Here is a 26,438-nt window from a genome sequence, read left to right as displayed (position 1 = left end):
CGACGGCCGCAAGGGCCGTGTATGTCACGACGAACGGCAAGCGCGAAAATCGACAGTCATGAACGAGGGTGCCTTAAGGCGAGGGCCGCCGGCTATCCAGCCGTGCTCAATGCGGCAAGCGGACGTCGAACCGGTAGGTCGCCAGCCGTGCCAGCAGGATAAACGCGGTCGCGATCAGCACGCTATACACCGTGTCGAAGTTCACATAGTCCAGCAGCACGTACAGCCAGCAGCCCACGAACGCGCAGGTCGCGTAAGGCCGCGAATCGCGCAGGATTAGCGGCACTTCGTTGCACAGCACGTCGCGGATCACGCCGCCGAACACGCCCGTCAGCACGCCCATCATCACCGACGTGAACCACGGCATCTGCGCGTCGTGCGCGATCGACGTGCCCGCGATGCTGAAAAGGCCCAGCCCCACGGCGTCCGCGACTAGCAGCACGCGCTCGGAGAGCAGGCGCGAGGTCATCTTCAGCAGCGTCGGCGCGAACAGCGACATCACGAAGATCACGATCAGATAGTCTTGATGCTCGACCCAGTAGAACGGCCGCCGCTCCAGCAGCACGTCGCGCAACGTGCCGCCGCCGAAGGCCGTGGCGATCGCCACGAGGAAGGTGCCCACCGCGTCGAGCCGACGGCTTCTGGCTTCGATGAACCCGGAAATGGCGTACGCAAAAATCGCCAGCGCTTCCATGATGGTCAGCGCCAGTGTCAGCCTTGGATGGATCACTGCGGCTCCGTCAGGGCTTGGTGTGGGCCGGCAACGCGCCCGGCTGCAGCAGCACGACCACCGCGCCGGCGCCGCCGTCGTGCGGCCGCGCCTGACAGAACGCGATCACCTCGGACTTCTGCACCAGCCACGCGCGCACTTTGCCCTTCAACACCGGCTCCTTGCCGATCGATCCCAAACCCTTGCCGTGGATCACGCGCAAGCAGCGCAAGCCGCGTTTCACCGATTCGCGGATGAATTCGGCGAGCGCCTCGCGCGCTTCTTCGCGCCGCATTCCATGCAGGTCGATTTGCGCCTGCACGATCCAGTCGCCGCGCCGCAGTTTTCGTACGACTTCCAGGCTCACGCCGGGGCGGCAGTAGGACAGCGTTTCGTCGGTTTCGAGCAGCACTTCGGGATCGAACTCGTCGGAGATCGCTTCGTGCAGGACGGCTTCTTCGTCGAGCAGGGTCTGCACCGGCAGCGGCGGCGGGGGATTGCGCGGCAGCGTCGCGCGTGGCGGCGTCACGAGCGGCGCGACCGCGCCGATCTCGCGGCGAAACAGGTCGGCGTCCACCGCTGCTTCGCGCTGCGCCGCCGCTGCGGCCGTGCGTTCGCGCTCGCGCCGTTGCGTATCGACCTCCAAGGCGTCGCGCAGCGCGCCGAGGCCAGCCAGTCCCGCCGCTCGATCGAGCTTTGGTTGGGCGGCGGGCACGGCCGGTTCAGGCGCGGGCTTCGCGACGCTTCGCGCGCGCTTCGGTTCGCTAGGATGGGGATGATTCTTCGGCATATCGGTAATACACGCAGAAAATGTAGGTCGGTCGCGCGACGGTTTTTTACGGGCGTTGGAACGGGTGCTGTGGCGTTGTGACGAAACGCTCGACAGCGGGTCCGCGCGGCACACGCGTTGCAAATGGGCGGCAGGCGTGCGGGGCGAGCGAGGGCAGCCCGAATCACTGCAGCCCAAGGCCAACCCGCAAGGCCAACCCGCAAGGCCAACCCGCCACAAACCCCACCCGCCCGCACGCAAAAAAGGCCGCCGGCTTTTCAGCCGCGGCCTTCTCTCAAACAAGCGGCCGGGTCACGCCCAGCCGCCATTTTACCGTCGCCGTTCCGTGGCGCCGATCAACGCTCGGCTTCCTGGCTCATCGCATGCTCGCCGGCCATCTCGTTGATGGTTTCCAGATAGCGCTGCGCGTCCAGTGCCGCCATACAGCCCGTGCCCGCGCTGGTGATTGCTTGACGATACACGTGGTCCTGCACGTCGCCCGCGGCGAACACGCCCGGCACGCTGGTGGCGGTCGCGAGGCCGTTCAGGCCGCCCTTGGTGATGATGTAGCCGTTCTTCATCTCCAGCTGACCCTCGAAGATGTCCGTGTTCGGCTTGTGGCCGATCGCGACGAACAGACCCTGCAGCGCGATGTCGGTGGTTTCGCCGGTTTGCGTGTGCTTGACGCGCAGACCGGTTACGCCAGTTTGATCGCCGGTCACTTCGTCGAGCGTGTGGTTCCACTTGATTTCAACGACGCCTTCCTTTTCCTTCGCCAGCAGACGGTCGATCAGGATCGGCTCGGCGCGGAACTTGTCGCGGCGGTGGATCACGGTCACTTTCTTCGCGATGCCGGCGAGGTATAGCGCTTCCTCGACCGCGGTATTGCCGCCGCCGATCACGGCAACGTGCTGCTGCTTGTAGAAGAAGCCGTCGCAGGTCGCGCAGGCCGACACGCCTTTGCCCATGAACGCCTCTTCGGAGGGCAGGCCGAGGTACTGCGCGGACGCGCCGGTCGAGATGATCAGCGAGTCACAGGTATATTCGCCCGAATCGCCGATCAGGCGAATCGGCCTCTCGTCCAGCTTGGCGGTATGGATGTGGTCGAAAATGATTTCGGTGTTGAAGCGCTCGGCGTGCTCCAGGAAGCGCGTCATCAGTTCCGGGCCTTGCACGCCGTTGGCGTCGGCGGGCCAGTTTTCGACGTCGGTCGTGGTCATTAGCTGGCCGCCCTGGGCTAGGCCCGTGACCAGCACGGGCGCGAGGTTGGCGCGCGCCGCGTAGACCGCCGCCGTATAGCCGGCGGGACCGGAACCGAGAATCAGAACCTTGGCGTGTTTCGTTGAAGTTGCGGGCATGATTGAATCCTTATACGGCGCCGGGCTCGCCCATGCGAGGCCGTGCGACTTGAGCTGAAACTGTAGATGGGTGCCAGTGCGGCATTATAAAGGGCGGGGCGCGAGGCTGCTCCATGAAGCTTTCCGATCGCCGCGATAGCATGGCCGCGTGTCCGTGCGGTGTGGCACCGTGGCCAATCTGCCTCGTTACCGTCATTTACAGCCTTGCGCGGGGCACTGCGTTTACAATAGGCCGGATCGAAGTTTCCGGTCGCCGGGATCGGAGCCGAAGCCATGCTGGGTGAGGCTCTGGCCGCGTTTGCGGCCGGCAATCGGCTACCCACGCAACAGGATCAATGGCAAAAGCTCCCTATTCCGCGAGCGCGCAGGCATTGCCGCACCGCATGTCGCGCCTTTTCACCGAAATCCGCTGGATCCTGCAGGTGGCGCTCGGCGTGTTCCTGCTGATGGCGCTCGTCAGCTACAGCAGGCACGATCCGAGCTGGACCCATTCCGCGCAGACCGACCATATCGCCAACTGGGCGGGCCGCGTCGGCGCGCGGACCTCGGACATCATGCTGCTGCTGTTCGGCCTGTCCGCTTACTGGTGGATCGTCCTGCTGGGGCGTCACATTTCCGCCAACTACCGGCGTATCACCCGTCACGAAGACGACCAGGAATCCGAGCCGCGCGGCGTGAGCTGGCTGGCGGACGCGTTTGCGTTCGTGCTGGTGCTGCTCGCGTGCAGCGGCATCGAGGCGTTGCGCATGTGGTCGCTGAAGGTGCAGTTGCCGGGCACCATGGGCGGCGTGGTCGGCGAGGCCGTCGCGCGCGGGGTGTCGCATGCGCTGGGGTTCACCGGCGGCACGCTCGCTTTGCTGATCGCGCTCGCCATCGGCTTGTCGCTGTACTTCCGCTTTTCGTGGCTGTCGGTGTCGGAGAAGGTCGGCGAGTCGATCATCTCCGCCGTGACCTTCGCGAAGCTTCGCCGCGAGGCCGGCCGCGACCGCAAGCTCGGCGAAGCGGCCGCGGTGAAGCGCGAAGGCAAGGTCGAGAAGGGCCGCGTGCGGATCGAGGAACACGAACCGGTCACGATCGTGCCGCCGCTCATCACGCCGGCCAAATCGGAGCGCGTCGAAAAAGAACGGCAAGTGCCGCTCTTCACCGATCTGCCCGGCGACTCCACGCTGCCGGCCATCTCGCTGCTCGACCCCGCGCCCGCCGTGCAGGAAACCATCTCCGCGGACACGCTGGAATTCACGTCGCGTCTGATCGAGAAAAAGCTCAAGGACTTCGGTGTCGAGGTGAGTGTGGTCGCCGCCTATCCGGGACCGGTCGTCACGCGTTATGAAATCGAGCCGGCCACCGGCGTGAAGGGTAGCCAGATCGTCAGTCTGGCGAAGGACCTCGCGCGTTCGCTGTCGCTCGTATCCATCCGCGTGGTCGAAACGATTCCGGGCAAAAATTACATGGCGCTGGAGTTGCCGAATCAGCGTCGCCAGACCGTGGCCCTGTCGGAGATTCTCGGCTCGACGGTCTATGCGGACGCCGCGTCGCCGCTGACCATGGGGCTCGGCAAGGACATCGGCGGCAAGCCGGTGTGCGCCGATCTCGCGAAGATGCCGCACCTGCTGGTGGCCGGCACCACCGGTTCGGGCAAGTCGGTGGGCATCAACGCGATGATCCTGTCGCTGCTCTACAAGGCGAGCGCCGACCAGGTCCGCATGATCCTGATCGATCCGAAGATGCTCGAAATGAGCGTCTACGAAGGCATTCCGCATCTGCTGTGTCCGGTGGTGACGGACATGCGCCAGGCCGGTCACGCGCTGAACTGGGCGGTCGCCGAAATGGAGCGGCGCTACAAGCTGATGAGCAAGCTCGGCGTGCGTAACCTCGCCGGCTACAACCACAAGATCGACGACGCGGCCAAGCGCGAAGAGAAGCTGCCGAATCCGTTCAGCCTCACGCCGGACGATCCGGAGCCGCTTGCGCGCCTGCCGAACATCGTCGTCGTGATCGACGAACTGGCCGACCTGATGATGGTGGTCGGCAAGAAGGTCGAGGAGCTGATCGCGCGGATCGCGCAGAAGGCGCGCGCGGCCGGCATCCATCTGATTCTCGCCACGCAGCGTCCGTCAGTCGACGTGATCACCGGCCTGATCAAGGCCAACGTGCCGACGCGGATGGCCTTCCAGGTGTCGTCGAAGATCGACTCGCGCACCATTCTCGACCAGCAGGGCGCGGAATCGCTGCTCGGCATGGGCGACATGCTGTATCTGCCGCCGGGCAGCGGCTTGCCGGTGCGGGTGCACGGCGCGTTCGTGTCGGATGAAGAGGTGCATCGCGTCGTCGACAAACTCAAGGAGCAGGGCGAGCCGAACTACATCGAGGGCATTCTCGAAGGCGGCGTGACCGGCGTGACCGGCGAGGGCGGCGAGGAAGGCGCGGCCGGAGCCGGCTCGACCGACGGCGAGTCGGACCCGCTGTACGACCAGGCGGTCGACGTGGTGCTGAAGAACCGCCGCGCGTCGATCTCGCTGGTGCAGCGGCATTTGCGCATCGGCTATAACCGGGCGGCGCGTTTGCTCGAGCAGATGGAGAACTCGGGCGTGGTATCGGCGATGTCGTCGAACGGCAATCGCGAGATTCTCGCGCCGGCGCGGGAAGCGGAATAAGGCGGGCGGCCTCGCTCTGTGTGTGAGGCCGCTGGCGCAGTGAGCTTAGCGGACACGCGAGGCTTTACAGAACTCATAAGGCTCGTTTAAGGGCGGCTCCCTATCCTGTCGGATACGGCCCCGGGGGCAAGTCCCCGGGACCGCGCGCCAGAAACACGCCACCAAAGCCAAACGGCCATCGCCCCTCGTCACTGCCCATCGCGGGCGTTCAACGAATTCAATCAAGGGAGAAATCCATATGCAGCGATTCGCGCAGCAGCACGCTCGACAGAGCGCTCAATCCAGCCGCTTCGGCCAACTCGCGCGGACGATCGTGCGCAGCGTCGCCGGCGTCGCGATCGGCGCGTCGGTGCTCGTCGCGTCGCAGGCATTCGCGAGCGGCACCGAGCAACTGAAGGCGTTCGTCGCGCAAGTCCACTCGGCGCGCGGCAACTTCGTGCAGCAGGAAGTGCGCGCGCCGAGCAAGGCGCAGGGCGCGAGCGGCGCGCTTTCCACCGGCGGCGCGGGCAAGACCGGCACGTCGAGCGGCACGTTCACGTTCGCGCGTCCCGGCAAGTTCATCTGGCAGTACGAGAAGCCCTATGCGCAACTGTTGCAGGCCGACGGTGACAAGCTCTACGTGTACGACAAGGATCTGAACCAGGTGACGGTGCGCGCGCTCGGCGGCGCGCTCGGCGCGAGCCCGGCGGCGATCCTGTTCGGCAGCAACGATCTGGACAAGAATTTCACGCTGCGTGATGCGGGCGTGAAGGCCGGCATCGATTGGCTCGAATTGACGCCGAAGGCGAAGGACACGCAGTTTCAACGCGTCGGCATCGGCTTCAAGGACGGCAATCTCGAAGCGATGGAGTTGCACGACGTGTTCGGCAACGTGACGCTGCTGACTTTTTCGAACATTCAGAAGAATCCGCCGCTGCCGGCCGATGCGTTCAAGTTCACGGTGCCGAAGGGCGCAGATGTGATCAACGGATAAGCGCTCTGCGGGAGTTGTTTCGCAGGCAAACAAAGCCGCGCTTCAAGCCGCCGCGCTTCGAGCGCGGCTTTTTTATTGCTGGGCGAGAACCTGCGCCGAATGCGCGGCCTTCATATCGTCGATAAACGCCTCGACGATCTCCGTTCGATGCTGCCGCGCCCGCGCGACCATATGAAAAGCGACGCGGTAGCGCATCCGCGCCGGATTCAACGCGGCAAGCAGCCCTTGCTCGACGAACGGCGCCGCGAAATGCCCCGGCAAATAGCCGAGGTGATGCCCGGACAGCACCAGCATCGCGACCGCTTCCATGTTGTCCGCCACGGCGGTGACGTTCTGCGGCGTAGTCGAACTCTCGGCTTCCGGTAGCGGATAACTGCGCCACGCCCATTCATGCTGCGCGGCCTCTTCAGCCGACACGTCGCCCGTCTGCGCGAACAGCGGGTGGCCCTTCGCGCAATAGGCGAACTGGTCCTCGGCGAACACCTCGGTGTAGTCGAGCGACGGCACGCGGTGCCAGAAATAGCCGATGCCGATCTGAATGCGCCCGTTGAGCAGCAACTCTTCCAGCTCGCCCGGCGAGCGGACCAGGATCGAGAAACGCACCGACTGATCCCGTGCGCGAAAGCGGCTGATCGCATCGCTGATGCGCGCGCTGGCCGATACCGGCGTGTGCCCGATCATGCCGATGTCGAGCGTGCCGACCAGCTTGCGGCCCACGTTGCGCACCTGCATGCCGAAGGTGTCCACCGCCGACAGCAGCGCGCGGGCGGCCTCGATGAACTGCTCGCCGCGCGCGGTCAGGCTGAAGCCGCTGCGGCCGCGCTCGCATAGCCGGTAGCCCAGTCGGGTTTCGAGCGTGGCGAGCTGCGTGCTGATGGTCGACTGGCCGACGTTGAGTGTCGCCTGGGCAGGCGACACGCCGCCCGCGTCGACGATGGCGAGGAACACGCGGATCAGCCGCAGATCGAGGTCGGTGAGTTGGGAGAACATGCGTCAGCATACATCGATCGAAATCGATGTGAAGTTCGGCGCGGCGCTATTTCAAGTTCGGAGGAACTGCTCAAGAATCGGAATTCATCCCGGCAAGAGGCGGCTTTGCGCCGACTTCAGGCCGGTCCGCACGTTTTCTCGTGCCGCCCTTTTTTCATTGCCGAGCCACGATGAATACCTCATCCTTCATTTCCCCCGACGCCGGCGAACGGCCGCAGCCCTTGTCCGGCAACGCGATGCCACGCTGCGGCGGCATTGCGACGATGATGCGGCTGCCGAACGTCGGCTCGGCCGCAGGGTTCGACGCGTGCTTCGTCGGCGTGCCGTTCGATCTCGGCACGTCGAACCGCACCGGCGCGCGCTTCGGGCCGCGCCAGATCCGCAGCGAATCGGTGCTGCTGCGTCCGTACAACATGGCGACCCGCGCGGCGCCGTTCGATTCGCTGCGCGTGGCCGATCTCGGCGACGTCGCGATCAATCCGTACAACCTGCACGACTCGATCGCGCGCATCGAAACCGCGTATGACGAAATCCTCCAGCACGGCTGCAAGCCGATCACGCTGGGCGGCGATCACACCATCGCGCTGCCGATCCTGCGCGCGATTCATCGCAAGCACGGCAAGGTCGGCCTGATTCACGTCGACGCGCACGCCGATGTCAACGACACGATGATGGGCGAGAAGATCGCGCACGGCACGCCGTTTCGCCGCGCGGTCGAAGAGGGCCTGCTCGATTGCGAGCGGGTCGTGCAGATCGGTCTGCGCGGCACGGGCTACGCGGCGGAAGACTTCGACTGGTGCCGCGATCAGGGCTTCGAGGTCGTGCAGGCCGAGGCGTGCTGGAACCAGTCGCTCGCGCCGCTGATGGCGCGCGTGCGCGAGCGGATGGACGACGGCCCGGTGTACATCACGTTCGACATCGACGGGATCGATCCGGCCTTCGCGCCGGGCACGGGCACGCCGGAGATTGCGGGGCTGACGGTGCCGCAGGCGCTGGAGATCATTCGCGGCGCGCGCGGGTTGAACATTGTCGGCTGCGATCTGGTCGAGGTGGCGCCGCCGTACGATCCGTTCGGCACGACCGCGCTGCTCGGCGCGAATCTCGCGTACGAGTTGCTGTGCGTGCTGCCGGGCGTCGAGTATCGGGCGGCGGCGCGGTGAAGTGATTCGCGTGGCGTGGCGTGGAGATCTTTGAAGTGTCGCGCGCAAAAGAAAAGGCCTGCAAATGCAGGCTTTTCTTCTTCAACCGACTCGCGCGAACAGCGAGCCCGAAGGCGTCAAGCGTACGCAGTCTTGCGCGCCGACACGAACACGAAGTAGCACGCCGCGCCGATCACCAGCGACGGCAACGTGGCGCCGAGATTCGGCAGCCATTGATTGATCACCTGATACGCGGCGATGCCGATCGCCCACGCGATGAACGCGCTCAGATGCCAGCCGCCGGAGAAGCCATAACGGCCACGCACGTTCGCGAGCGCGGCGGCTTCGATGCGGCGCTTGCGCACGATGAAGTGATCCATCAGCACCACCCCGAACAGCGGCGCGAACACCGAGCCGATCAGCAACAGGAAGTTCTGATACTTCGCCATCGGCACGAGCAGCGCGATTAGCGTACATAGCGCGCCGAACGCCGCCGACAACAACGGCACGCTGCCGCGCGTCCAGAAGGTGCCGGTCGAGACGGCGGCCGAGTGGATGTCGGCGAACGCGTTGTCGATTTCGTCGATCAGGATCAGCAGCAGCGCGAGCCCGCCGCCGGCCTGGGCCAGCGCGCCGGTCAGCAGCGCATCGCCGCCGCCGGCCGCGAGGCCATACACCGCGCCGAGCGCATAGAACCAGATGTTCGCGATGCCATAGCCGAGCAGCGTGCCGCGGAACGTCTCGCCGGGGCGGCGGCCGAAGCGGGTGTAGTCGGCGATCAGTGGCAGCCACGACAGCGGCATCGCCACCACCAGGTCGATCGCGCCGCCGAACGACATCTCGCCCGTGCCCGGACGTTGCATCAGTTCCACCAGGTTGTGCCGGGCGAGCAGATTCCACGTGAGCCACGCCGCGCCCGCAAGCAGCAGCCAGATGCCCCACGTGCGCAGAAAGCGCCGCACGAACGACAGCGGGCCGCTGATCGCGAGCAGCGTCGCGAGCAGGCCGAACACGACGGTCCAGATCAGCGGCATCGAGAGGTCGAACGCCTGTTTGGCGAGGGCGTCGGCGGAATCGCGCATCACGATCACTTCGAACGAACCCCAGCCGACCAGTTGCACCGCGTTCAGCACCGCCGGCACCGACGCGCCGCGCACGCCGAGCGTCGGACGCAGCGACGACATCGCCGCGAGCCCCGTGTCCGTGCCGATCACGCCGGCCAGCGCCAGCAGCACCACGCCGATCACACTGCCGATCACGATCGCCAGCAGCGCGTGCGGCAGCGATAGCCCCGGCACCAGCAGCGCGCCGGCCTGCGCGACCAGCAGGCCGATGCCGAGCGAGAACCAGAGCGCGAACGCGTCGCCGGTGCGGAACGCTCGGCGCGCGTCGGGCACCGGCGTGAGCGGCGCGTAGGTGGAACCGGCGTTGCCGGCGAGTGGATCTTGTGCCATCTGGTCTTGTCCCTGTTGGCGTTGCTTGCCAGGCCGCGTGACGGTCTGGGTGCTAGGTTGCTGGCGCAGCCGGGCTGGCGGTTGTTATTGACCTTTGCCTGCGCGGCTGCGTCGTTGATTGCTAAATTTTTTCCGGGGCGATGCCGGCCAGGTCGTTCACCGCAAGACAGGGCCATCGTCCGAACGCCGTCACTGTCATAATGCAGGACGTTGCCCGCACCTTCGCGGGCCGGCTTTGCGCTCATCCGGCTGCACGCCGCCTTCATACGGACCAAGCGGATCACATGGACCATACGAGACCGCGTCCGGAAAGCCGAGATTATCCCCAAAACGTCATGTTTGAAGAAACCCGTGCCAATGTTCCGCTCGCCGAACGCCTGCGGCCCCGCAATATCGACGAAGTGATCGGCCAGACGCATCTGCTCGGCCCGAACAAGCCGCTGCGGGTCGCGTTCGAATCCGGCGAAGCCCATTCGATGATCCTCTGGGGCCCGCCCGGCGTCGGCAAAACCACGCTCGCGCGGCTCATGGCCGACGCGTTTCACGCCGAGTTCATCGCGTTGTCGGCGGTGCTCTCGGGCGTGAAGGATATCCGCGAAGCTGTCGAGACCGCGCAGATTCATCGCGCGAACGGCCATCAGACGCTGGTGTTCGTCGACGAAGTGCATCGCTTCAACAAGAGCCAGCAGGACGCGTTCTTGCCGCACGTCGAGTCGGGGCTGTTCGTGTTCGTCGGCGCGACGACCGAGAATCCGTCGTTCGAGGTGAACAGCGCCTTGCTCTCGCGCGCCGCGGTCTACGTGCTGAAAAGCCTGACCGATGACGAGCAGCGCGAACTGCTCGAACGCGCGCAGCAGGAACTGGGCGGCCTCACGTTCACCGACCAGGCGCGCGACGCGCTGATCGGTTCCGCCGACGGCGACGGCCGCAAGCTGCTGAACAACCTCGAAATCGTCGCGCGCGCGGCCGCGCAGCAAAAGACCACGGAGATCGACGGCGCGTTGCTCGGCAGCGCGCTCGCGGAAAATCTGCGCCGCTTCGACAAAGGCGGCGACGCATTCTACGACCAGATCAGCGCGCTGCATAAATCGGTGCGCGGCAGCAGCCCGGACGGCGCGCTTTACTGGTTCTGCCGGATGCTCGACGGTGGCGCGGACCCGCGTTATCTGGCGCGCCGCATCGTGCGGATGGCGTGGGAGGACATCGGCCTCGCCGACCCGCGCGCCGCGCGCATCGCGCTCGACGCCGCCGAAACCTACGAGCGCCTGGGCACCCCCGAAGGCGAACTGGCGCTGGCGCAGGCGATCCTCTATCTGGCGGTCGCGCCGAAGTCGAACGCCGGGTACAACGCATATAACGAAGCTCGCCGCTTCGTCAGCAAGGACCAGTCGCGCGGCGTGCCGGTGCATCTGCGCAACGCGCCGACCAGGCTGATGAAGGAACTCGGCTACGGCCACGAGTACCGCTACGCGCACGACGAGCCCGATGCCTATGCGGCCGGCGAGACCTATCTGCCGGACAACATGCGGGATCCGCACTGGTACGAGCCGACGCCGCGCGGTCTCGAGGGCAAGATCGGCGACAAGATGGCGCGTCTGGCCGAGCTGGATGCGCAATGGCGCAGCGAGAACAAGCGGAAGAAGAACTGAGCTTGTCTGCCGGCTGCGTTGAGTTGAGTCGCGCTTGCTTTGCCTTGCTTTGTATTCGGCGCAGTGCCGGCCATCCGCCACGCGTCGACCATCTAACGCACCGGCCGCGCGCGCCGGTGCGCTAAAATCCCCCCTTCATACAACGAATACCCGTCCCATCCCATGCTCGACATTCAGCTGCTGCGCAAAGACCTCGACGGCGTCGCCAGGCGCCTCGCCGACCGCGGCTATACCTTCGACGCGGCGGCGTTCACCGCGCTCGAAGCGGAACGCCGCGACACCCAAACCCGTACCGAAGAAATGCAGGCGCGCCGCAACAGCCTGTCGAAGCAGATCGGCGCGATGAAAGGGCGGGGCGAGGACACCTCGGCGGTGATGGCCGAAGTCGGCGGCATCGGCGACGAGATGAAGGCGTCGGCGGCGAAGCTCGACGATATCCAGAAGCGTCTGTCGGATCTGCTGCTCGGCGTGCCGAACCTCGCGCATGAAAGCGTGCCGGTCGGCGACGACGAAGCCGGCAATGTCGAAGTGCGCCGCTGGGGCACGCCGCGCCAGTTCGACTTCGAGGTGAAGGATCACGTCGATGTCGGCGCGCCGCTCGGGCTCGACTTCGAAACCGGCGCCAAGCTCTCGGGCGCGCGCTTCACGCTGCTGCGCGGACAGATCGCGCGGCTGCATCGCGCGCTCGCACAGTTCATGATCGACACGCATACGCAGCAGCACGGCTATACCGAGGTCTACACGCCATACATCGTGAATCCGGAGATTCTGTACGGCACCGGCCAACTGCCGAAATTCGCCGACGACATGTTCCGCGTCGAGAAGGGCGGTGACGAGAACACGGTCACGCAGTATCTGATCTCCACGTCGGAGATTTCGCTGACCAACACGGTGCGCGACAGCATCGTCGAAGCCGACGCACTGCCGATCAAGCTGACCGCGCATTCGCCGTGCTTCCGCTCGGAAGCGGGCTCGTATGGGCGCGACACGCGCGGTCTGATCCGCCAGCATCAGTTCGACAAGGTCGAGATGGTGCAGATCGTCGCGCCGGAAGCGTCGTATGACGCGCTGGAGCAGATGGTCGGCCACGCCGAGGCGATCTTGCAGAAGCTGGAGTTGCCGTATCGCGTGATTACGTTGTGCACGGGCGACATGGGCTTCTCGGCTGCGAAGACCTATGACCTGGAAGTGTGGGTGCCGGCGCAGAACACGTATCGCGAGATTTCGAGTTGCTCGAACACCGAGTCGTTCCAGGCGCGCCGGATGCAGGCGCGCTATCGCAATGCGCAGGGCAAGCCGGAACTGGTGCACACGCTGAACGGTTCGGGTCTGGCGGTTGGTCGCACGCTCGTGGCTGTGCTGGAAAACTTCCAGAATGCCGATGGTTCGGTGACGGTGCCGGCGGCGCTGCGGCCTTACCTCGGCGGGGTGGAACGGCTGGAAGCGAAGGCGGGCTAAGCGCTCGCCCGGTTGGTCGTCGGGTCGATGCGGCCGGGCGCCGCCGCAGGTTGTCAGGTCGCTTTGAAAATTTTTTAATGGGGGACTTGGAAATCGGATTTGGCTGTTCTATAATCTTTCTCTCCCAAGCAACGACCCGCTTGGTTCTGGCGAAGCAGCTTAACCGCTGCGAGTTCAGAAACACGGAAAGGTGGCAGAGTGGTCGAATGCGCTGGACTCGAAATCCAGTGTACCTTTAGGGGTACCGTGAGTTCGAATCTCACCCTTTCCGCCAGAATATTGTACGAAACCCCGTAAGTCCAAGGACTTGCGGGGTTTTGTTTTTCTGGCCCATCAAATAAGCCCATCATCGGGCTAGCGCCGCCCTGTTATTCATCGGGAGCGCATGCAGGGAGCGCGATGGCCTCATTGAGGTTGTTGAGCTCGTTCAAGCAGTGGTTCACGCTCAGCGAAGCGGCAGACGCGTTTCGACTCATGTTCAATCAAAACTCCATAAACGAAAATCCTGTCAGGTCGCAAAAGCGTTTCGCGAGTTTCACTGTGCCCGTAGGCGCTTCAACAACGCTGCCAACACAGGGGAAACCTGTTTGCGCGACGGGTAGTAGAGGAAGAACCCCGCGAACGGGGGACACCAGTCTTCCAACACCTGGACCAGACGCCCTTTACCGATATGGAGCGCTGCCTCATGCTCCAGCACGTACGCGACGCCAAGACCATCGATCGCGGCCTGGAGCATCAGATCCGGCTCATTGAATGTCAGTGGTCCCGACAGCGCCACCTTTAATTTTCGACGGCCGTTTTCAAATTCCCACGAATAAAGGCTGCCTGCCGTTTCCATCCGGTAATTGATGCATCGGTGACGCTGAAGATCGTCCGGCGTATTGGGAGCACGATGCCGCGACAAATATTCCGGCGAGGCGGTCGGCTACTACCATGCGAGCAAGTACGCCCTTGAAGGGCTTTCCGAGACCCTAGCGAAAGAGATGGCACCGTTCGGCATCGGCGTGACGGTAGTCGAACCCGGCGCGTTCAGGACCGATTTTCGCGGCCGTTCGATGCGGCAATCCAGAATTCGCCTTCCTGAGTTTGCCGAGACATTGGGCAAGCAACGCGATGCCCTGCTCGACTCGCACGGAAAGCAACAGAACGATCCGGCGAAAGGCGCGCTTGCAATCATTGAAGCATTAAAGGCGAAGCAGCCACCAATGCATCTACTGCTGGGCGCCGACGCGCTCGACCTTGCGCGCAAACAGCTTGCTGCCATGGCCAAGGATATTGACGCGTGGGAGACGCTGACACGAAGTACTGCATTTGACGAAGCGCCGTAGGTGCCCATCAGGGATCGCGCAGAGGGTGCCTGTCTTTTCGTTCGAGCCGAGCATTCATCGCGCCTTGGAGTCAGCGTCCGCTTTGTATGAGAACAAATGGCTGGTCCGGATCGCGTGCTACCGATCGCCGACAGGCAGAGGGCGGCCAGGAAACGACGTTCGTCTGTACCCGCTCCCGGGCGTTCGGGCGTCTGCTCTGCCCTGGGCAAGCAACCCTTCGGTAGACCGACGATACATCGGGAATTGTGGCAAAGAGATCCGACGCCATCGCGGAAGTTGCGGTCGTATCATCAACTGGTGCGCTTTTCTCGCTCGCTCACACGCTGCGCATCGCGGCAACAGCCTTGATCTCGACGAAGAGGGTCGGCCTGGCCAATGCAGCCACCCCGAGAATAGTCCATGCCGGAGCGTTTTCCTTGATGTAGCGGTTCTTGATTTCCCGAAACGCCGCAAGCTGCTTGTCAATGTCTACGTGATAGCTGACGAAGTCGACGAGATCATCGAAGCCCAGCCCAGCTGCTTGCAGGATCGCGCCAAGTCGCTGAAACGCCAGATCGATCTGTTCTTCGACGCTTGCGGGAACGGTCCCGTCAACCCGGATCCCAATCTGGCCGGCAACGAACAGCAGACCACCTGCCGCAACCGCGGGTGCGTAGTTGAACGTCTTGAAAACGTCGGTGCTGCCGAGAGCCGGATGGGGATTCAAAAGGACGGTAGTGGTCCTGGAAGGCTGCATGATGAGTACCTTGGAAAAGAACAAGAGTATTGGCTGACCTACAAGGCGTTGAGTGATCCGCGACGAACCTGGTCCTGCTCCTGCGACTCGAAGAGCGCCTTGAAATTGCCCTCGCCGAAGCCGTCCTCGCCACGTCGCTCGATAATCTCGAAGAAGATTGGACCGATCTGGCGACGCGTGAACCGTTGCAGCAAGATCCTTCCATCACCCTTGCCGTCCAGAAGGATCCCCCGGCGTTCGATGCTGTCCAGATCCTGACCGTGGCCAGGGACGCGAGCGTCGAGGTTCCGGTAATAGGCCTTCGGGGGTGCATCTATAAACTCGATTCCCGCGGCTTGCAAAGCCTCAATCGTCAGCTCGATGTTTGAGGACAGAAGAGCGATGTGCTGAATCCCCTCTCCCTTGTAGTTGCGGATGAACTCGTCGTTCTGATTCAACATGCCGGGCTGGTCATGCGCGGCGGCGGCAATCGGGATTGAAACCTTCCCGCAGGGGCTGACCATTGACTTGGCCCGCATGCCGGTCTGCTTGCCCCTCACATCCAGATACTGCTTCTGGACAAATGCAAAGGCGTCCCTGTAGAAGTGAGCCCACCGGTCGAGGTTTTCCGGCCTCACGATATTCGAAGTGTGGTCGATCGCTTCGATCGCAGCCCCGACAACCGCTGGAGATTGGACCGGCCGATAGGGAACCGAAAACTCGGACACAAAGTCGTGATCGACGAAATAGACCAAGCTGTCGCCGATATTGACTATGGCGGGTGAGTTGACGACGTATTCGCCAAAATCGGCGGACGTCGCCAATCGCGCTCCGCCGTCGATGGCCCGCGCCAACGCATTCGCCGCGCTATCCACCTTGATTCCGATCGCACGCGCTGAAGCACCGTGAACTTCGCGGAACGGGTTCTTTGCCGGATTCACGATGAAGACAGCCTCGTTCTGACGCAGAAGAACGGACCCAGTCTTTTCCCGTTGCCCGACTACCCTGAACCCAAACTTCTCAAAGAGGGAAACGAGCGCCTCGAGGTCCGAGCCCACAAACTCGACGAAGGCGAATCCCGCCGTAGTAACGTTACGCAAAAGGCCGTCCGCAATAAAGTTAGCAATGTCTCAAGTTTGCTTCATGTCGATTGTGTCGGTCGTTTAGAATCGAAAGTCACGTCGTATTTATACTTTTGTTTTCATGGAAAACACGGACCGAAACTTTCTCGATGCGACGGACCTGAAGCTGGTCAAGATTCTGTTGCGTGACGGCCGGGCGCCCTACAAGTCGCTTGCGGCCGAGGTCGGCCTTACGGCCCCGGCGTGTGCGGAGCGGGTTCGCCGCCTCAAGGAGCGGGGGGTCATAAAGGGGTATCGCGCGGAAGTGGACTGGACGCGCCTTGGCTTCCCTATCAATGCCGTGATTCGGATCGGCGCTTCAGCCGAGAGGGGCGCGAGCCTTTTAAAGACATTTCGCGAGACGCCAAATGTCGTGGAGGTCCTGCGGGTAACCGGGTCGGACAGCTACATCCTGCAAGTGCTGGCCCGGTCAAGCGTCGAACTGGAGGCTGTCATCGACAGGATCGGCAGCTTTGGCACAATCACTACTTCCCTTGTGCTCTCCATACCCGTGCCAGCGGCCGAACGCGTAAGCGAGGTACTCCAGGCTGACTACCGGGTGATCAAACGGTAGTCCAGTTGACAGCCACTCGACGAAGCCCGGCGAAAAACCGAGACGTCCACAGAACCCTGGAAGCGGCCATTGACGTTGCACTAGCCTGAGCGGCTGGAGAGGGTCGCCAATGCCGCTCGGGGCGATGGGCAGTTGATCATCGCACAGCGGTCGGCAAGGATCGGCGGCGCCATCTGCGGGTGTTCGCCGGCGCGGTTGCCAAGACATTCGAACGTTGACTTCGCACACACAACGGACATTCTCGAGTGCCCGCTCAGGCTGCGTTCTGCTGGCTCTCCAAATAGATTGCCTCAAAAAGGTTCGCGCGGTCGTTCTTCCATGTAACGACTGCCTGCCTTCCTTCAGTTGCGTTAGCAGGACATTCCAGCGTTCGTTCACATCCGACGCGGCGCAGTTGCCGCGAGATCGTGCTGGACGCTTGGTTTTGTATAGGTTCTCTACTACTCGATCTTATCGTTGTGCGCGATCACTTGCGCTCCGTCCTGGCGGCTGCTGCCTATCGCATCTCGTTTGGGCTTCTTGCATTTACCTATCTATTGTCTATTGTTAAGCTTTCATCGCGATGATTAAATTTAGAAAATGAAAGCGACGCTCTATTTAAAATGGATTAACTGAATAGATATATTTGCGCTCTGAATTCAATAATTTGTAAAAGCCAACCTGGTGGTGCTGATGATTCATTCACCCAAGCTATGGCTCCGCCATTGGCCGGTCGTCGGTCTTTGTCTAATCTTCATTACCAGCGGCGCCCGCGCGACACCTGCTTGTCCAGACTGGGTTGTTACCCGGGCCGGGAGCGCATTTAATGTGGCGGCGCTTATTTCGGACAATGGTTCTGCGGGAGCGGCCCTTGAAAAAGCTCGCAACGCATTGGCGCGCGTTAATAAGGGAGGTGGATGCGAGTCATTGGCCGACCCTGCCGCATGCGACGAGACGATTGCGCTCGCTAAAAAAGCCATAGCGGCCCTGGAACAGTGTGGGGCAACGAATGCCCCTTCCATGCCGGCCCCAAAAGCGCGGGTCCCTGTGGAGACAGGAAGCAAGTCTGACCCGTAGAAAGGCGTTCGACGACACATGTGCCTATCGAGGCTGCGTCGGCCGCCTCAGTGTGCTCGCTCCACAACGTATGCGGCCATCAACTCGAAGCTTCGCCTTGTGCCGCCATCCGCCCGATTCTCGCGGCCTCAAGAGCGCACGCAAAAAGCGGCTTTGGCCGCCCTTCAACTTGACGCTCGCAGAAAACTTCGGAACCTGTTGAAAAGGTAGGGGAAGCGTACGCCGAAACTGCCGAATTCGTCGGCAACGACCCTCGGATACTAGTCGCGAGTTCGCGGATGACCTTGGGACCTCATAAGCTGCCGTCGAGATGGCGCTTGGCCCGGTGGCCGTGTGGGGTCGAACTGCGACAGGCGGATTTAACACGAATCGCGATTAATCTTAGGAGGCGGTATGTTTCACGTACTAAAAAGATCATTTTCTCTTTTTGCTCTCTTTAGTGTGCTCATTGGCTTTGCGAATGCCGTGTCAGCACAGGGGGATGTACGCGCGGCAATCGAAGCCAGCAATAAACGATGGGAAAAGGCTGTCAGTCGTGGCGATGCGGCTGGCATCGCTTCACTCTATACCGGAACTGCGAAACTTTTCCCGCCGAACAGTCAAGTCGTCAGCGGACAGAAGGCGATCACGGAGTATTGGAAAGGGGCGATAGATTCAGGGTTCAAAGCGATAAAGCTGACCTCAGTGGAAGTAGAGGCGCATGGCGACACCGCCTATGAGGTGGGCAAGTACACGGTCCCGGGAGAAGGGGGCAAGGTCTTGGACGCCGGAGATTACGTGATTATATGGAAGAGCACGAATGGTCATTGGAAAATGCATCGCGACATCTGGACCACGAACACGCCTGCGCCCCAACAATAAGACGAACTTAGGTCCAGTTCACTTCTGAGACACCCCGCAAGCTGGGCGAAACACATGCCGAGACGCCGCAGCCAACCACTAGTGCTCGGTGGCGCGACAGAACGCTTCGGGCGAACGCCGACTACCACGAACTCGCGCACGAGTTGCATGCGGCGCTCGGCGGCAAGATCGATTACCTGGTCGGCTCGGTCGGCACCGGCGGCTCGCTGTTCGGCACCGCGCGCGCGTTGAAGGCGCTCGGCGCGCAAGGCGGCGTGGCCGCGCCGCGCGTGATCGGTGTCGAGCCGATCGGCTCGATCGCGTTTGGCGGAGAGGGCGGCGCGTATTACCAGTCGGGCACCGGCACGCCGCCGGGCGCGGAGATCGGTGCGCTGGTCGACTATTCGCTGCTCGACGAAGGCGTCACGGTGTCGGACGCGGCGGCGTTCAATACGGCGCGCTACGTCGCGCGCAGGAAGGCGCTGCTGGTCGGCGGCTCGGCGGGCGGCGTGATCTATCACGCGCTGCATATGCTCGACACGCTGCCGGCCGATGCCATCCTCGTGATCCTCGTTTGCGACGGCGGAGAGAAGTATCTCGACACCGTCTTCAACGACGAGTGGATGGGCGAACGCAATCTGCTCGAAGAGAGCATTGCAGCCGAACTCGACACGTTGTGGCACGGAGCAGCATGAAGCCCGTTCGACAGTTCCGGCTCGATGCCGCGCATATCGGCGCCCTCGCGGCGCCGCTGATCCTCACGCAGCTCGCGCAGGTCGCGCTCACCACCACGGATATCGTGATGATGGGCATGCTCGGCGCGCGCGAGATCGCCGCCGGCGGTCTCGCTCTGACGCTATTCAACCAGTTGCGTACGATGGGCACCGGTCTTGTCACCGGGACCGGCAATCTGGTCGCGTTCGCCAACGGTCAGAACGATCCGGCGCAAATTCGCCGGCTGGTGCGCGCGAGTTTCGCGCTGACGACGCTGGCCGCCGTGGTGTTCGCGCTGCTCATGCTGGTGATCGAAAAGCCGCTCGTGTGGCTCGGGCAGGACCCGTCGGTTGCGCGGCAGACCGCGTCGTATCTCGCGGTCGCCGCGCCCGGCATGTTGCCGTGTCTGTGGTTTCAGGCACTGCGGCAATACACGGTCGGCTTGCGCAAGCCCGGGCCGTTGTTGGCGATCACCATCGTGTCGATCGCGCTGAACGCCGCGCTCGACTACGCGTTGATGTTCGGCCGCTTCGGTCTGCCGCGACTCGGGCTGACCGGCATCGCTTACGCAACGAGCGGTGTGTATCTGCTGTCGTTCCTGATGTTTCTCGGTGTGGTGGCCAGACGCCGCGAACTGTCCGAACACCTGTCGCTGGCGATCTGGCGCACCGATCTCGCGGCACTCGCGCGCACTTGGAAAATGGGCCTGCCGATTGCCGCGACGTACGGCTCCGAAGCTGCGTTCTTCACCGTGCTGACGCTGATCATCGGGTCGCTCGGCGCGAGCGCGCTGGCCGCGCAAACCATCGTGAACCAGGTGATCTACATCGTGTTCATGATCTCGGTCGGGTTGTCGCATGCGTCTTCGATCAGCATCAGTCATGCGTGCGCGCAGCACGACTATCGCGGCGCGCACCGGCTCGGTTATACCGGCCTCGCGCTCGGCATCGGGGCGATGGTGCTTATCGCGCTGCCGTATCTCGCGATTCCCGGCGCGGTGATCAGGCCGTTTCTCGACGCGCACAGCGAAACCAACGCCGAGGTGCTGAAGCTCGCCGCTGGTTTGCTGACGATCGCCGCGCTCCTGCCGAGCCGCGTTTCAAAGGTGCGCAGCAGCAGCGACGCGGTCGCCGCAAGACCGATCGCGAGACCGACCCAGATGCCGTGGATGCCGTAGCCCATCACGATGCCCGCCAGATATGCGACCGGCAGCCCGATCAGCCAGTAGCCGATCAGCGAGATGCGGAACGAACTTTTGACGTCGCCGAGTCCACGCAGAATGCCGACGCCGATGTTCTGGCTGCAATCGAACACCTGCAGAGTTGTCGGCGCGGTGGGCCGCGACTTCAGGCGCGGCAGCGGTGGGGAGTGGGTCCGTGGCAGCCACGGCGACGGGCGCAACGGGCACAACAAGCGCAACAACCTCAACGAGCGCTTCGCAATGATGCGTCGTTCCCGTGGTTGCGGCGCACGCGCTGTAGCCGCGCGCGTTTCCAGCGGTCGATCCGTGCGCGCTGGCCGCGCAGCAGGGCATCTGAGTTCCGCTGGTTCGATCGGGCGGAATGCGAAGCACAGGCGCGATGCGTCATTGTCAACCTATCGAAAATGGACACGACCATGAAAGGCGACTGGCCGATTCAACTGATTCCGACCGATCTGATCTTGCCGAATGAACAGCACGTCGAGGCACGTTTGCTCGAAGTAATCGATAGCATTGCGCGCAGCGGCCGATGGACCGCTCCGATCGTCCTCGAAAGCGACAGTCTCGCAGTGATGGATGGGCATCATCGACTGGCGGCGGCCAAACGCGGCTGTATCTGGCCTACTGCGAAGCAGGCTTCGACGAAGGACGCCCGGACGTGATGCAATTCGTTGCGGCGAAGGCCGACTGAGAGGTCGACTGAGAAGCCAACCGAGATGCGCGCGCTCACGGCGCCGACGCATGAGCAGCCAGCATTCGCGCGTGCCTTTACGCAAATCGCGGACTTCAACGGGCTCACGTTCTTCTGAGAAAAGCCGCGCGATCCGGGAAGAAAAAGCGCGGGGCTCAACGCCTTCACGAAACCAACGAAGCAAATCCGCAATCGGCGGCGCCCCGGCTTGCAAACCATCACAAGTGGTTTCCCCATACGCCGGCAACACGCCCCGACAGACAGCGCGTCGCACTTTCCAACCGCCGCCCAACGCCTCAAGAAAATCACGCTGCGACTCCGTTCGACCCGGTTTGCCCGGGTCCGGCGACGATCCTCTGTACAATTGGCCGGGGCATCGCCGGTGTGAGCATGATGTGCCGGCCGCTCGCGGCGGCCCGGCATGCGCTGAACATCGAACCCCATCCGACCCACATCGACTGAATTCATGGCCATTACCTACAAGTCCCCCGACGACATCGCCAGGCTGCGCATTTCCGGCCGCCTCGCTGCCGACGTGCTGGCAATGATCGTCGAGCACGTCAAGGCGGGCGTCTCCACCGAAGAGCTCGACGCGCTGTGCAACGACTACATCGTCAACACGCAAAAGTCGATTCCGGCCAATGTCGGCTACCTGGGGTTTCCCAAGACGGTCTGCACGTCGGTCAACCAGGTGGTGTGCCACGGCATTCCGAATCGCAACGAGGTCCTGAAGGACGGCGACATCATCAACATCGACGTCGCGATCATCAAGGATGGCTATTTCGGCGACACCAGCCGGATGTATTGCGTGGGCCAGCCGAGCACAGTGGCGCGCCAGCTGATCGACACGACCTACGAGGCGATGCTCGCGGGCATCCGCCAGGTGAAGCCGGGCGCGACGCTCGGCGACGTCGGCTACGCGATTCAGAAAGTGGCGCAGCGCGATGGCTTTTCGATCGTGCGCGACTACTGCGGACACGGCATCGGCAAGGTCTATCACGAAGACCCGCAGGTGCTGCACTACGGCCAGCCGGGGCAGGGCGTGCGTCTGAAACCGGGCATGGTCTTCACGATCGAGCCGATGATCAACGCGGGCCGCGCGGGCACCACCGTGCAGCGCGACGGCTGGACCGTGGTCACCAAGGACCGCTCGCTGTCGGCGCAATGGGAGCACATGATCGCCGTGACCGACGACGGCTATGAACTGCTGACGCCGTGGCCGGACGGCACCGGCCGCTACGAAGCACCGTGAGCGGATCGAGCGCGCGCCTTGCGAAGCTCGCCGCGCGGCGAAGACATGCCGCCCGGTCGCGCGCGTCGCATATCCACATTTCATGCGGCGGTGCAATCGTGTCAATAATGATTTGACTCGCACGCCGGTTCGGTTAAAGCTACGTCTTAGGGTTTCAAGGGGTTTTCGTCTGCATGAGTCCGTCATTGACCGTTCGCCGTATCGCCGCTGATCAGGGCGCCGTTTTTCGCGAACTCCGTACTGCGTCGCTGCGGGAGGCGCCCTATGCCTTCGGCGCGACACTCGAGGACGCGTTGTCGGCGGATGTCGCCAGTTTCAACGCCACCGCCGCGGATCGCGCGGTGTCGGTTTCCGTCAGCACCTTCATCCTGTACACCGAAGGTCATCCCGCCGGACTGATCGAAGCGCACTTCGAAGACACCGCGGCGCGCCGCGCGTTCGTCTGCGAGTTGTGGGTGGCGCCGGCCGTGCGTCATCTGCGCGGCGGCGAACTGCTGGTCGACACGGCCAGCAGCTGGCTCGCCGGCGAAGGCGCCACGGAAATCTACGCGTGGGTCGCCGACGCCAACCGCAATGCGATGCGCTTTTACGAGGCGCTCGGTTTCAATCAGACCGGCGAGCATCGCCGTGTCGCGCGTGCGCCCGAGCAGATCGAAAGTCTGTTGGTGCGCCACGTGCCGGGCACGTCCCAGGTGTCCCAGCAGTGATCTCGCGAGCGGCGCACAGCGTGCCGCTCGATTCCCCTGCGCGTCTGTCCCGCGATCTTGCTCGAGCGATCGAGCGCGATCATCGGCGGCTGCGCGGCCTGAATGGCGCGCGCGTGGCCGCGCCGCAATCGAGGTGGCTCACTGTTCCGGCAAAAAAGCTCGCCGCGCGCGTGGACGCCTGTAAAATACGCAAAATTTTTTGCCGAACGCTATGTCGCCCAAGAAATCGCCCTTTTTCGAACTGCGCAGTGGCGCTGTCGATACGCTCCTGTTCGTGGTCAAGACAACCGACATCGACGCCATGCGTGCCGAGCTGACGCGGCGCTTCGAGGCGACCCCCGAATTCTTCGCTAACGACGTCGTCGCGATCGACGTGCGCCGCCTTGCCGCAAACGAGCGCGTGCCGCTCGTCGACATCGCGCAACTGCTCGACAGCGTGCGCATGCGGCCGGTCGGCGTGGTCGCCAACGCACAGCAGACGTGGGCGGCTGAATCGGCGTTGCCGCTGCTCGAGGCGCGCGATCGTCGCGGCGCTGCTTCGAAGCCGGCCGACGAGGACAGCGCCGATGCGACAGCGGACGCACAAGCCGTCAAAGGCCCGAGCGCGGACACGGCAGCCGCCGCAACACCTGCAGCGGCCGGCGCCGCGGCTACGGCCGCCGCGGTCGAGCCCGCTCCCGCCGCCGAGCCCGTGCGGCTCGCAACCTCGTCGCAAACGATGGTGGTCGACAAGCCGCTGCGCTCGGGCCAGCGCATCTACGCGAAGGGCGATCTTGTCGTGCTCGGCCTCGTGAGCTACGGCGCGGAAGTGATCGCGGAAGGCAACATCCATATTTACGCGCCGCTGCGCGGCCGGGCTTTGGCCGGCGTGCAGGGCAATCACGACGCGCGTATTTTCTGCACGTGTCTCGAACCGGAACTGATCTCGATCGCGGGCATCTATCGAACGACCGAGAACCCGCTGCCGTCCGACGTGCTCGGCAAGCCGGTGCAGATCTGGCTCGAAGAAGAAAAGCTGATGATCGAACCGCTGCGGCTCACTTGATCGACGGGAAACGGGAGCTGCGCTGAACGAATCTGGCGCGCGGAGTTTCACGGCAAATATGGCCGCACATAATTGATGAATTTGACGAACACAAGGTAAGGGTAATGGCAAAAATCATTGTGGTGACTTCGGGCAAGGGTGGCGTGGGCAAGACGACCACGAGCGCGAGTTTTGCATCGGCCCTCGCACTGCGTGGCACCAAAACCGCCGTGATCGACTTCGACGTCGGCCTGCGGAACCTCGACCTCATCATGGGCTGCGAGCGTCGTGTGGTGTACGACCTGATCAACGTGATCCAGGGCGAAGCCAATCTGAACCAGGCGCTGATCAAGGACAAGAAGTGCGAGAACCTGTTCATCCTGCCGGCGTCGCAGACGCGCGATAAGGACGCGCTCACGATGGAAGGCGTCGAGAAGGTCATCAACGATCTGATCGCAATGGACTTCGAATACATCGTGTGCGATTCGCCGGCCGGCATCGAGTCCGGCGCGCTGCTCGCGATGCACTTCGCCGACGAAGCGCTGATCGTGACCAACCCGGAAGTGTCGTCGGTGCGCGACTCGGACCGCATTCTCGGCATCCTGTCGTCGAAGACCAAGCGCGCGATCGAGGGCAAGGAGCCGATCAAGGAACACCTGCTGATCACCCGCTACAACCCGAAGCGCGTCAGCGAAGGCGAAATGCTGTCGCTCACCGACATCCAGGAAATTCTGCGCATCGATCTGATCGGCGTGATTCCGGAATCGGAAGCGGTGCTGCACGCGTCGAACCAGGGTCTGCCCGCCGTGCATCTGGACGGCACCGACGTGGCGGAAGCCTATAAGGATGTCGTGTCGCGTTTCCTCGGCGAGCAGAAGTCGCTTCGCTTTACCGATTACCAGAAGCCCGGGCTGCTGCAGCGCCTCTTCGGCACCAAGTAAGGGGAGCGCACGTAATGTCGATTCTTTCGTTTTTGCTGGGCGAGAAGAAGAAGTCCGCGTCGGTAGCGAAGGAACGCCTGCAGTTGATCATCGCGCACGAGCGCGCCGGCGGCCACGCGCCCGCCGATTATCTGCCTGCGTTGCAACGCGAACTAGTAGCCGTGATTTCGAAGTACGTGAAGATTTCCGATGACGATATACGCGTGAGCCTCGAGCGTCAGGACGATCTCGAAGTGCTCGAGGTCAAGATCGAAATACCGCAGGCTTGATCTTCGGGATCTGTTCGGTTCTGCGGTTGGTTTCAGTTGATGTTGATGTGCAGTGCGCCGCGCGGCGTTGCGTTCGGATGACGTGACGCCGTGCGGTGCGCGAGCGCCGAGGCGATTGTCTTTGCCGCGTGGTCTCGTGCGCGGTGTCTTCGCGGTTTCATTCCCCCCGTTGTTTTCTCCGCACCGTTTCGCGGCCTCGTTTCACCGCGTTGCGTCCGTGTGCGCTCTCACGCGGCTTCGCGCGCTGCCCAGCCTCTCGTCGAAATAATCCGTTGCACTTCAGCGTGCGCCGTAACACGCCCGCAGTCAGCCGCTAGCAGCCCTCGCGCATTAAACGGAGAACGCCGTATTCGGTGTTCAACCAGAGAGGGCATCATGAACAAGAACTTTCGCTTGCTGCTTGCCAACATCGTATTGATCGCAGCCGGCGTCGCCGCTGCGGGATCCGCGTCGGCCGCAGAAGTGGTTGTGATCGCGCCGTCCGCGCCGCCGCCCGTGCGTGACGAAGCGGTGCCCGCGCCGCGCGTCGGCTATGCGTGGGATCACGGTCACTGGCGTTGGGATCACGGCCGCTACGTGTGGGCCGCGGGGCACTGGCAGGCCGAGCGCGTCGGCTATCACTGGATGCCGGGTCACTGGGTCTCGCATGGCCCGAACTACCACTGGGTACAGGGCCACTGGGCGTAACGCGATAGACGGCAGCGGCGCGTGACAGGTGCGCTCGACGCTGCGCGTCGCCGTTGCCATCGCCGCTACCGGTTCTCCAGCACAAACTTCACGCGTACGCGCCGCGTAGCGCTTACCGATGTATTTCAGGAAACACGTCGATGAAAAAGAATCTGCTTCTGCTCG

General features: G+C 63.3%; 24 protein-coding genes, 1 tRNA gene and 1 pseudogene. 18 read left to right on the top strand and 8 right to left on the bottom strand.

What is annotated here, in order from left to right:
* Window positions 1–106 precede the first annotated feature (106 nt).
* The 3 genes from P0D89_RS18560 to trxB form a co-directional block, all read right to left on the bottom strand.
* Complete coding sequence (locus tag P0D89_RS18560) at window positions 107–727, bottom strand: trimeric intracellular cation channel family protein (protein WP_408365520.1); 621 nt, start codon at window positions 725–727, stop codon at window positions 107–109.
* A 13-nt stretch (window positions 728–740) separates the two neighbouring features.
* On the bottom strand, window positions 741–1,499 hold the full coding sequence (locus tag P0D89_RS18555; RefSeq protein WP_408365494.1) for a Smr/MutS family protein: 759 nt from the start codon (window positions 1,497–1,499) through the stop codon (window positions 741–743).
* 335 nt (window positions 1,500–1,834) lie between these two features.
* Entirely contained in the window at window positions 1,835–2,836 is a 1,002-nt protein-coding gene (gene trxB, locus P0D89_RS18550; protein ID WP_408365496.1) for a thioredoxin-disulfide reductase, read from the bottom strand.
* A 335-nt stretch (window positions 2,837–3,171) separates the two neighbouring features.
* On the opposite strand from trxB, the gene P0D89_RS18545 reads away from it, so the two are divergent.
* A complete protein-coding gene (locus P0D89_RS18545; RefSeq protein ID WP_408365498.1) occupies window positions 3,172–5,490 on the top strand; it encodes a DNA translocase FtsK in 2,319 nt (772 codons plus the stop codon).
* 238 nt (window positions 5,491–5,728) lie between these two features.
* A complete protein-coding gene (lolA, locus tag P0D89_RS18540) occupies window positions 5,729–6,463 on the top strand; it encodes an outer membrane lipoprotein chaperone LolA (RefSeq protein ID WP_408365500.1) in 735 nt (244 codons plus the stop codon).
* A 72-nt stretch (window positions 6,464–6,535) separates the two neighbouring features.
* On the opposite strand, the gene P0D89_RS18535 is transcribed toward lolA, so the two are convergent.
* Entirely contained in the window at window positions 6,536–7,453 is a 918-nt protein-coding gene (locus P0D89_RS18535; RefSeq protein ID WP_408365502.1) for a LysR family transcriptional regulator, read from the bottom strand.
* A gap of 170 nt (window positions 7,454–7,623) precedes the next feature.
* Here P0D89_RS18535 and speB point away from each other — a divergent pair, with 170 nt between their 5' ends.
* Complete coding sequence (gene speB, locus P0D89_RS18530; RefSeq protein WP_408365504.1) at window positions 7,624–8,613, top strand: agmatinase; 990 nt, start codon at window positions 7,624–7,626, stop codon at window positions 8,611–8,613.
* A 116-nt stretch (window positions 8,614–8,729) separates the two neighbouring features.
* Here speB and cytX read toward each other — a convergent pair whose 3' ends face one another.
* Window positions 8,730–10,046 carry a putative hydroxymethylpyrimidine transporter CytX gene (gene cytX / locus P0D89_RS18525; RefSeq protein ID WP_408365506.1) on the bottom strand — a complete coding sequence of 439 codons (1,317 nt, stop codon included), beginning with the start codon at window positions 10,044–10,046 and terminating at the stop codon, window positions 8,730–8,732.
* Window positions 10,047–10,381: 335 nt separating this feature from the next.
* Here cytX and P0D89_RS18520 point away from each other — a divergent pair, with 335 nt between their 5' ends.
* From P0D89_RS18520 to P0D89_RS18510, 3 genes are all read left to right on the top strand, one after another.
* The gene (locus P0D89_RS18520; RefSeq protein WP_408365508.1) at window positions 10,382–11,695 is read left to right on the top strand and encodes a replication-associated recombination protein A; all 1,314 of its coding nucleotides are present in this window, start codon (window positions 10,382–10,384) and stop codon (window positions 11,693–11,695) included.
* Window positions 11,696–11,857: 162 nt separating this feature from the next.
* Window positions 11,858–13,153 (top strand): serine--tRNA ligase, encoded by a 1,296-nt coding sequence (gene serS, locus P0D89_RS18515; RefSeq protein WP_408365510.1) that lies wholly within the window; start codon window positions 11,858–11,860, stop codon window positions 13,151–13,153.
* Window positions 13,154–13,337: 184 nt separating this feature from the next.
* A tRNA-Ser gene (locus P0D89_RS18510) sits at window positions 13,338–13,427 on the top strand.
* A gap of 261 nt (window positions 13,428–13,688) precedes the next feature.
* On the opposite strand, the pseudogene P0D89_RS18505 reads toward P0D89_RS18510, so the two are convergent.
* A pseudogene (locus tag P0D89_RS18505) lies at window positions 13,689–14,060 on the bottom strand (LysR substrate-binding domain-containing protein); the annotation flags it as partial.
* Here P0D89_RS18505 and P0D89_RS18500 point away from each other — a divergent pair.
* Window positions 14,035–14,481 carry an SDR family NAD(P)-dependent oxidoreductase gene (locus P0D89_RS18500; protein WP_408365512.1) on the top strand — a complete coding sequence of 149 codons (447 nt, stop codon included), beginning with the start codon at window positions 14,035–14,037 and terminating at the stop codon, window positions 14,479–14,481. The pseudogene P0D89_RS18505 and the gene P0D89_RS18500 overlap by 26 nt on opposite strands.
* A 316-nt stretch (window positions 14,482–14,797) precedes the next feature.
* Here the strand turns inward: P0D89_RS18500 and P0D89_RS18495 are convergent, their stop codons facing one another.
* Window positions 14,798–15,217, bottom strand: coding sequence for a RidA family protein (locus tag P0D89_RS18495; protein ID WP_408365514.1), 420 nt, complete (start codon window positions 15,215–15,217; stop codon window positions 14,798–14,800).
* 38 nt (window positions 15,218–15,255) lie between these two features.
* A complete protein-coding gene (gene hppD / locus P0D89_RS18490; RefSeq protein ID WP_408365516.1) occupies window positions 15,256–16,296 on the bottom strand; it encodes a 4-hydroxyphenylpyruvate dioxygenase in 1,041 nt (346 codons plus the stop codon).
* A gap of 103 nt (window positions 16,297–16,399) precedes the next feature.
* Here hppD and P0D89_RS18485 point away from each other — a divergent pair, with 103 nt between their 5' ends.
* The 11 genes from P0D89_RS18485 (at window position 16,400) to P0D89_RS18435 (ending at window position 26,273) form a co-directional block, all read left to right on the top strand.
* Window positions 16,400–16,891, top strand: coding sequence for an Lrp/AsnC family transcriptional regulator (locus P0D89_RS18485; RefSeq protein WP_408365518.1), 492 nt, complete (start codon window positions 16,400–16,402; stop codon window positions 16,889–16,891).
* Window positions 16,892–18,340: 1,449 nt separating this feature from the next.
* On the top strand, window positions 18,341–18,808 hold the full coding sequence (locus P0D89_RS18480) for a YybH family protein (RefSeq protein ID WP_408365803.1): 468 nt from the start codon (window positions 18,341–18,343) through the stop codon (window positions 18,806–18,808).
* 41 nt (window positions 18,809–18,849) lie between these two features.
* Window positions 18,850–19,482 carry a pyridoxal-phosphate dependent enzyme gene (locus tag P0D89_RS18475; RefSeq protein WP_408365807.1) on the top strand — a complete coding sequence of 211 codons (633 nt, stop codon included), beginning with the start codon at window positions 18,850–18,852 and terminating at the stop codon, window positions 19,480–19,482.
* Window positions 19,479–20,678: an MATE family efflux transporter gene (locus P0D89_RS18470; protein WP_408376968.1), complete on the top strand. Its 1,200-nt coding sequence runs from the start codon at window positions 19,479–19,481 to the stop codon at window positions 20,676–20,678. The genes P0D89_RS18475 and P0D89_RS18470 overlap by 4 nt, the downstream gene beginning before the upstream one ends.
* A gap of 440 nt (window positions 20,679–21,118) precedes the next feature.
* Entirely contained in the window at window positions 21,119–21,364 is a 246-nt protein-coding gene (locus tag P0D89_RS18465; protein WP_408365799.1) for a ParB N-terminal domain-containing protein, read from the top strand.
* Window positions 21,365–21,859: 495 nt separating this feature from the next.
* Window positions 21,860–22,645, top strand: a complete 786-nt coding sequence (gene map / locus P0D89_RS18460) for a type I methionyl aminopeptidase (RefSeq protein WP_408365797.1) — start codon at window positions 21,860–21,862, stop codon at window positions 22,643–22,645.
* 173 nt (window positions 22,646–22,818) lie between these two features.
* Complete coding sequence (locus P0D89_RS18455; protein ID WP_408365795.1) at window positions 22,819–23,352, top strand: GNAT family N-acetyltransferase; 534 nt, start codon at window positions 22,819–22,821, stop codon at window positions 23,350–23,352.
* Window positions 23,353–23,563: 211 nt separating this feature from the next.
* Entirely contained in the window at window positions 23,564–24,397 is an 834-nt protein-coding gene (gene minC / locus P0D89_RS18450) for a septum site-determining protein MinC (RefSeq protein ID WP_408365793.1), read from the top strand.
* Window positions 24,398–24,501: 104 nt separating this feature from the next.
* Window positions 24,502–25,317, top strand: coding sequence for a septum site-determining protein MinD (gene minD / locus P0D89_RS18445; RefSeq protein ID WP_408365791.1), 816 nt, complete (start codon window positions 24,502–24,504; stop codon window positions 25,315–25,317).
* A gap of 14 nt (window positions 25,318–25,331) precedes the next feature.
* Complete coding sequence (gene minE / locus P0D89_RS18440) at window positions 25,332–25,586, top strand: cell division topological specificity factor MinE (RefSeq protein WP_008922443.1); 255 nt, start codon at window positions 25,332–25,334, stop codon at window positions 25,584–25,586.
* A 375-nt stretch (window positions 25,587–25,961) separates the two neighbouring features.
* Window positions 25,962–26,273: a hypothetical protein gene (locus tag P0D89_RS18435; RefSeq protein ID WP_408365789.1), complete on the top strand. Its 312-nt coding sequence runs from the start codon at window positions 25,962–25,964 to the stop codon at window positions 26,271–26,273.
* The last annotated feature ends 165 nt before the right edge of the window (window positions 26,274–26,438 follow it).

The sequence above is a fragment of the Paraburkholderia sp. RL18-085-BIA-A genome (assembly GCF_046027075.1).
Lineage (GTDB): Bacteria > Pseudomonadota > Gammaproteobacteria > Burkholderiales > Burkholderiaceae > Paraburkholderia.
This window is presented reverse-complemented; position numbering and strand designations above follow the sequence as displayed.

Coding starts and splice junctions, on each gene's coding strand:
- P0D89_RS18555 (WP_408365494.1), bottom strand. CDS start 1,499: ATGCCGAAGAATCATCCCCATCCTAGCGAACCGAAGCGCGCGCGAAGC.
- cytX (WP_408365506.1), bottom strand. CDS start 10,046: ATGGCACAAGATCCACTCGCCGGCAACGCCGGTTCCACCTACGCGCCG.
- P0D89_RS18535 (WP_408365502.1), bottom strand. CDS start 7,453: ATGTTCTCCCAACTCACCGACCTCGATCTGCGGCTGATCCGCGTGTTC.
- P0D89_RS18480 (WP_408365803.1), top strand. CDS start 18,341: ATGTTTCACGTACTAAAAAGATCATTTTCTCTTTTTGCTCTCTTTAGT.
- P0D89_RS18520 (WP_408365508.1), top strand. CDS start 10,382: ATGTTTGAAGAAACCCGTGCCAATGTTCCGCTCGCCGAACGCCTGCGG.
- minC (WP_408365793.1), top strand. CDS start 23,564: ATGTCGCCCAAGAAATCGCCCTTTTTCGAACTGCGCAGTGGCGCTGTC.
- speB (WP_408365504.1), top strand. CDS start 7,624: ATGAATACCTCATCCTTCATTTCCCCCGACGCCGGCGAACGGCCGCAG.
- P0D89_RS18455 (WP_408365795.1), top strand. CDS start 22,819: ATGAGTCCGTCATTGACCGTTCGCCGTATCGCCGCTGATCAGGGCGCC.
- P0D89_RS18485 (WP_408365518.1), top strand. CDS start 16,400: ATGGAAAACACGGACCGAAACTTTCTCGATGCGACGGACCTGAAGCTG.
- serS (WP_408365510.1), top strand. CDS start 11,858: ATGCTCGACATTCAGCTGCTGCGCAAAGACCTCGACGGCGTCGCCAGG.
- P0D89_RS18465 (WP_408365799.1), top strand. CDS start 21,119: ATGAAAGGCGACTGGCCGATTCAACTGATTCCGACCGATCTGATCTTG.
- P0D89_RS18470 (WP_408376968.1), top strand. CDS start 19,479: ATGAAGCCCGTTCGACAGTTCCGGCTCGATGCCGCGCATATCGGCGCC.
- lolA (WP_408365500.1), top strand. CDS start 5,729: ATGCAGCGATTCGCGCAGCAGCACGCTCGACAGAGCGCTCAATCCAGC.
- P0D89_RS18435 (WP_408365789.1), top strand. CDS start 25,962: ATGAACAAGAACTTTCGCTTGCTGCTTGCCAACATCGTATTGATCGCA.
- trxB (WP_408365496.1), bottom strand. CDS start 2,836: ATGCCCGCAACTTCAACGAAACACGCCAAGGTTCTGATTCTCGGTTCC.
- map (WP_408365797.1), top strand. CDS start 21,860: ATGGCCATTACCTACAAGTCCCCCGACGACATCGCCAGGCTGCGCATT.
- minE (WP_008922443.1), top strand. CDS start 25,332: ATGTCGATTCTTTCGTTTTTGCTGGGCGAGAAGAAGAAGTCCGCGTCG.
- P0D89_RS18495 (WP_408365514.1), bottom strand. CDS start 15,217: ATGCAGCCTTCCAGGACCACTACCGTCCTTTTGAATCCCCATCCGGCT.
- minD (WP_408365791.1), top strand. CDS start 24,502: ATGGCAAAAATCATTGTGGTGACTTCGGGCAAGGGTGGCGTGGGCAAG.
- P0D89_RS18545 (WP_408365498.1), top strand. CDS start 3,172: ATGGCAAAAGCTCCCTATTCCGCGAGCGCGCAGGCATTGCCGCACCGC.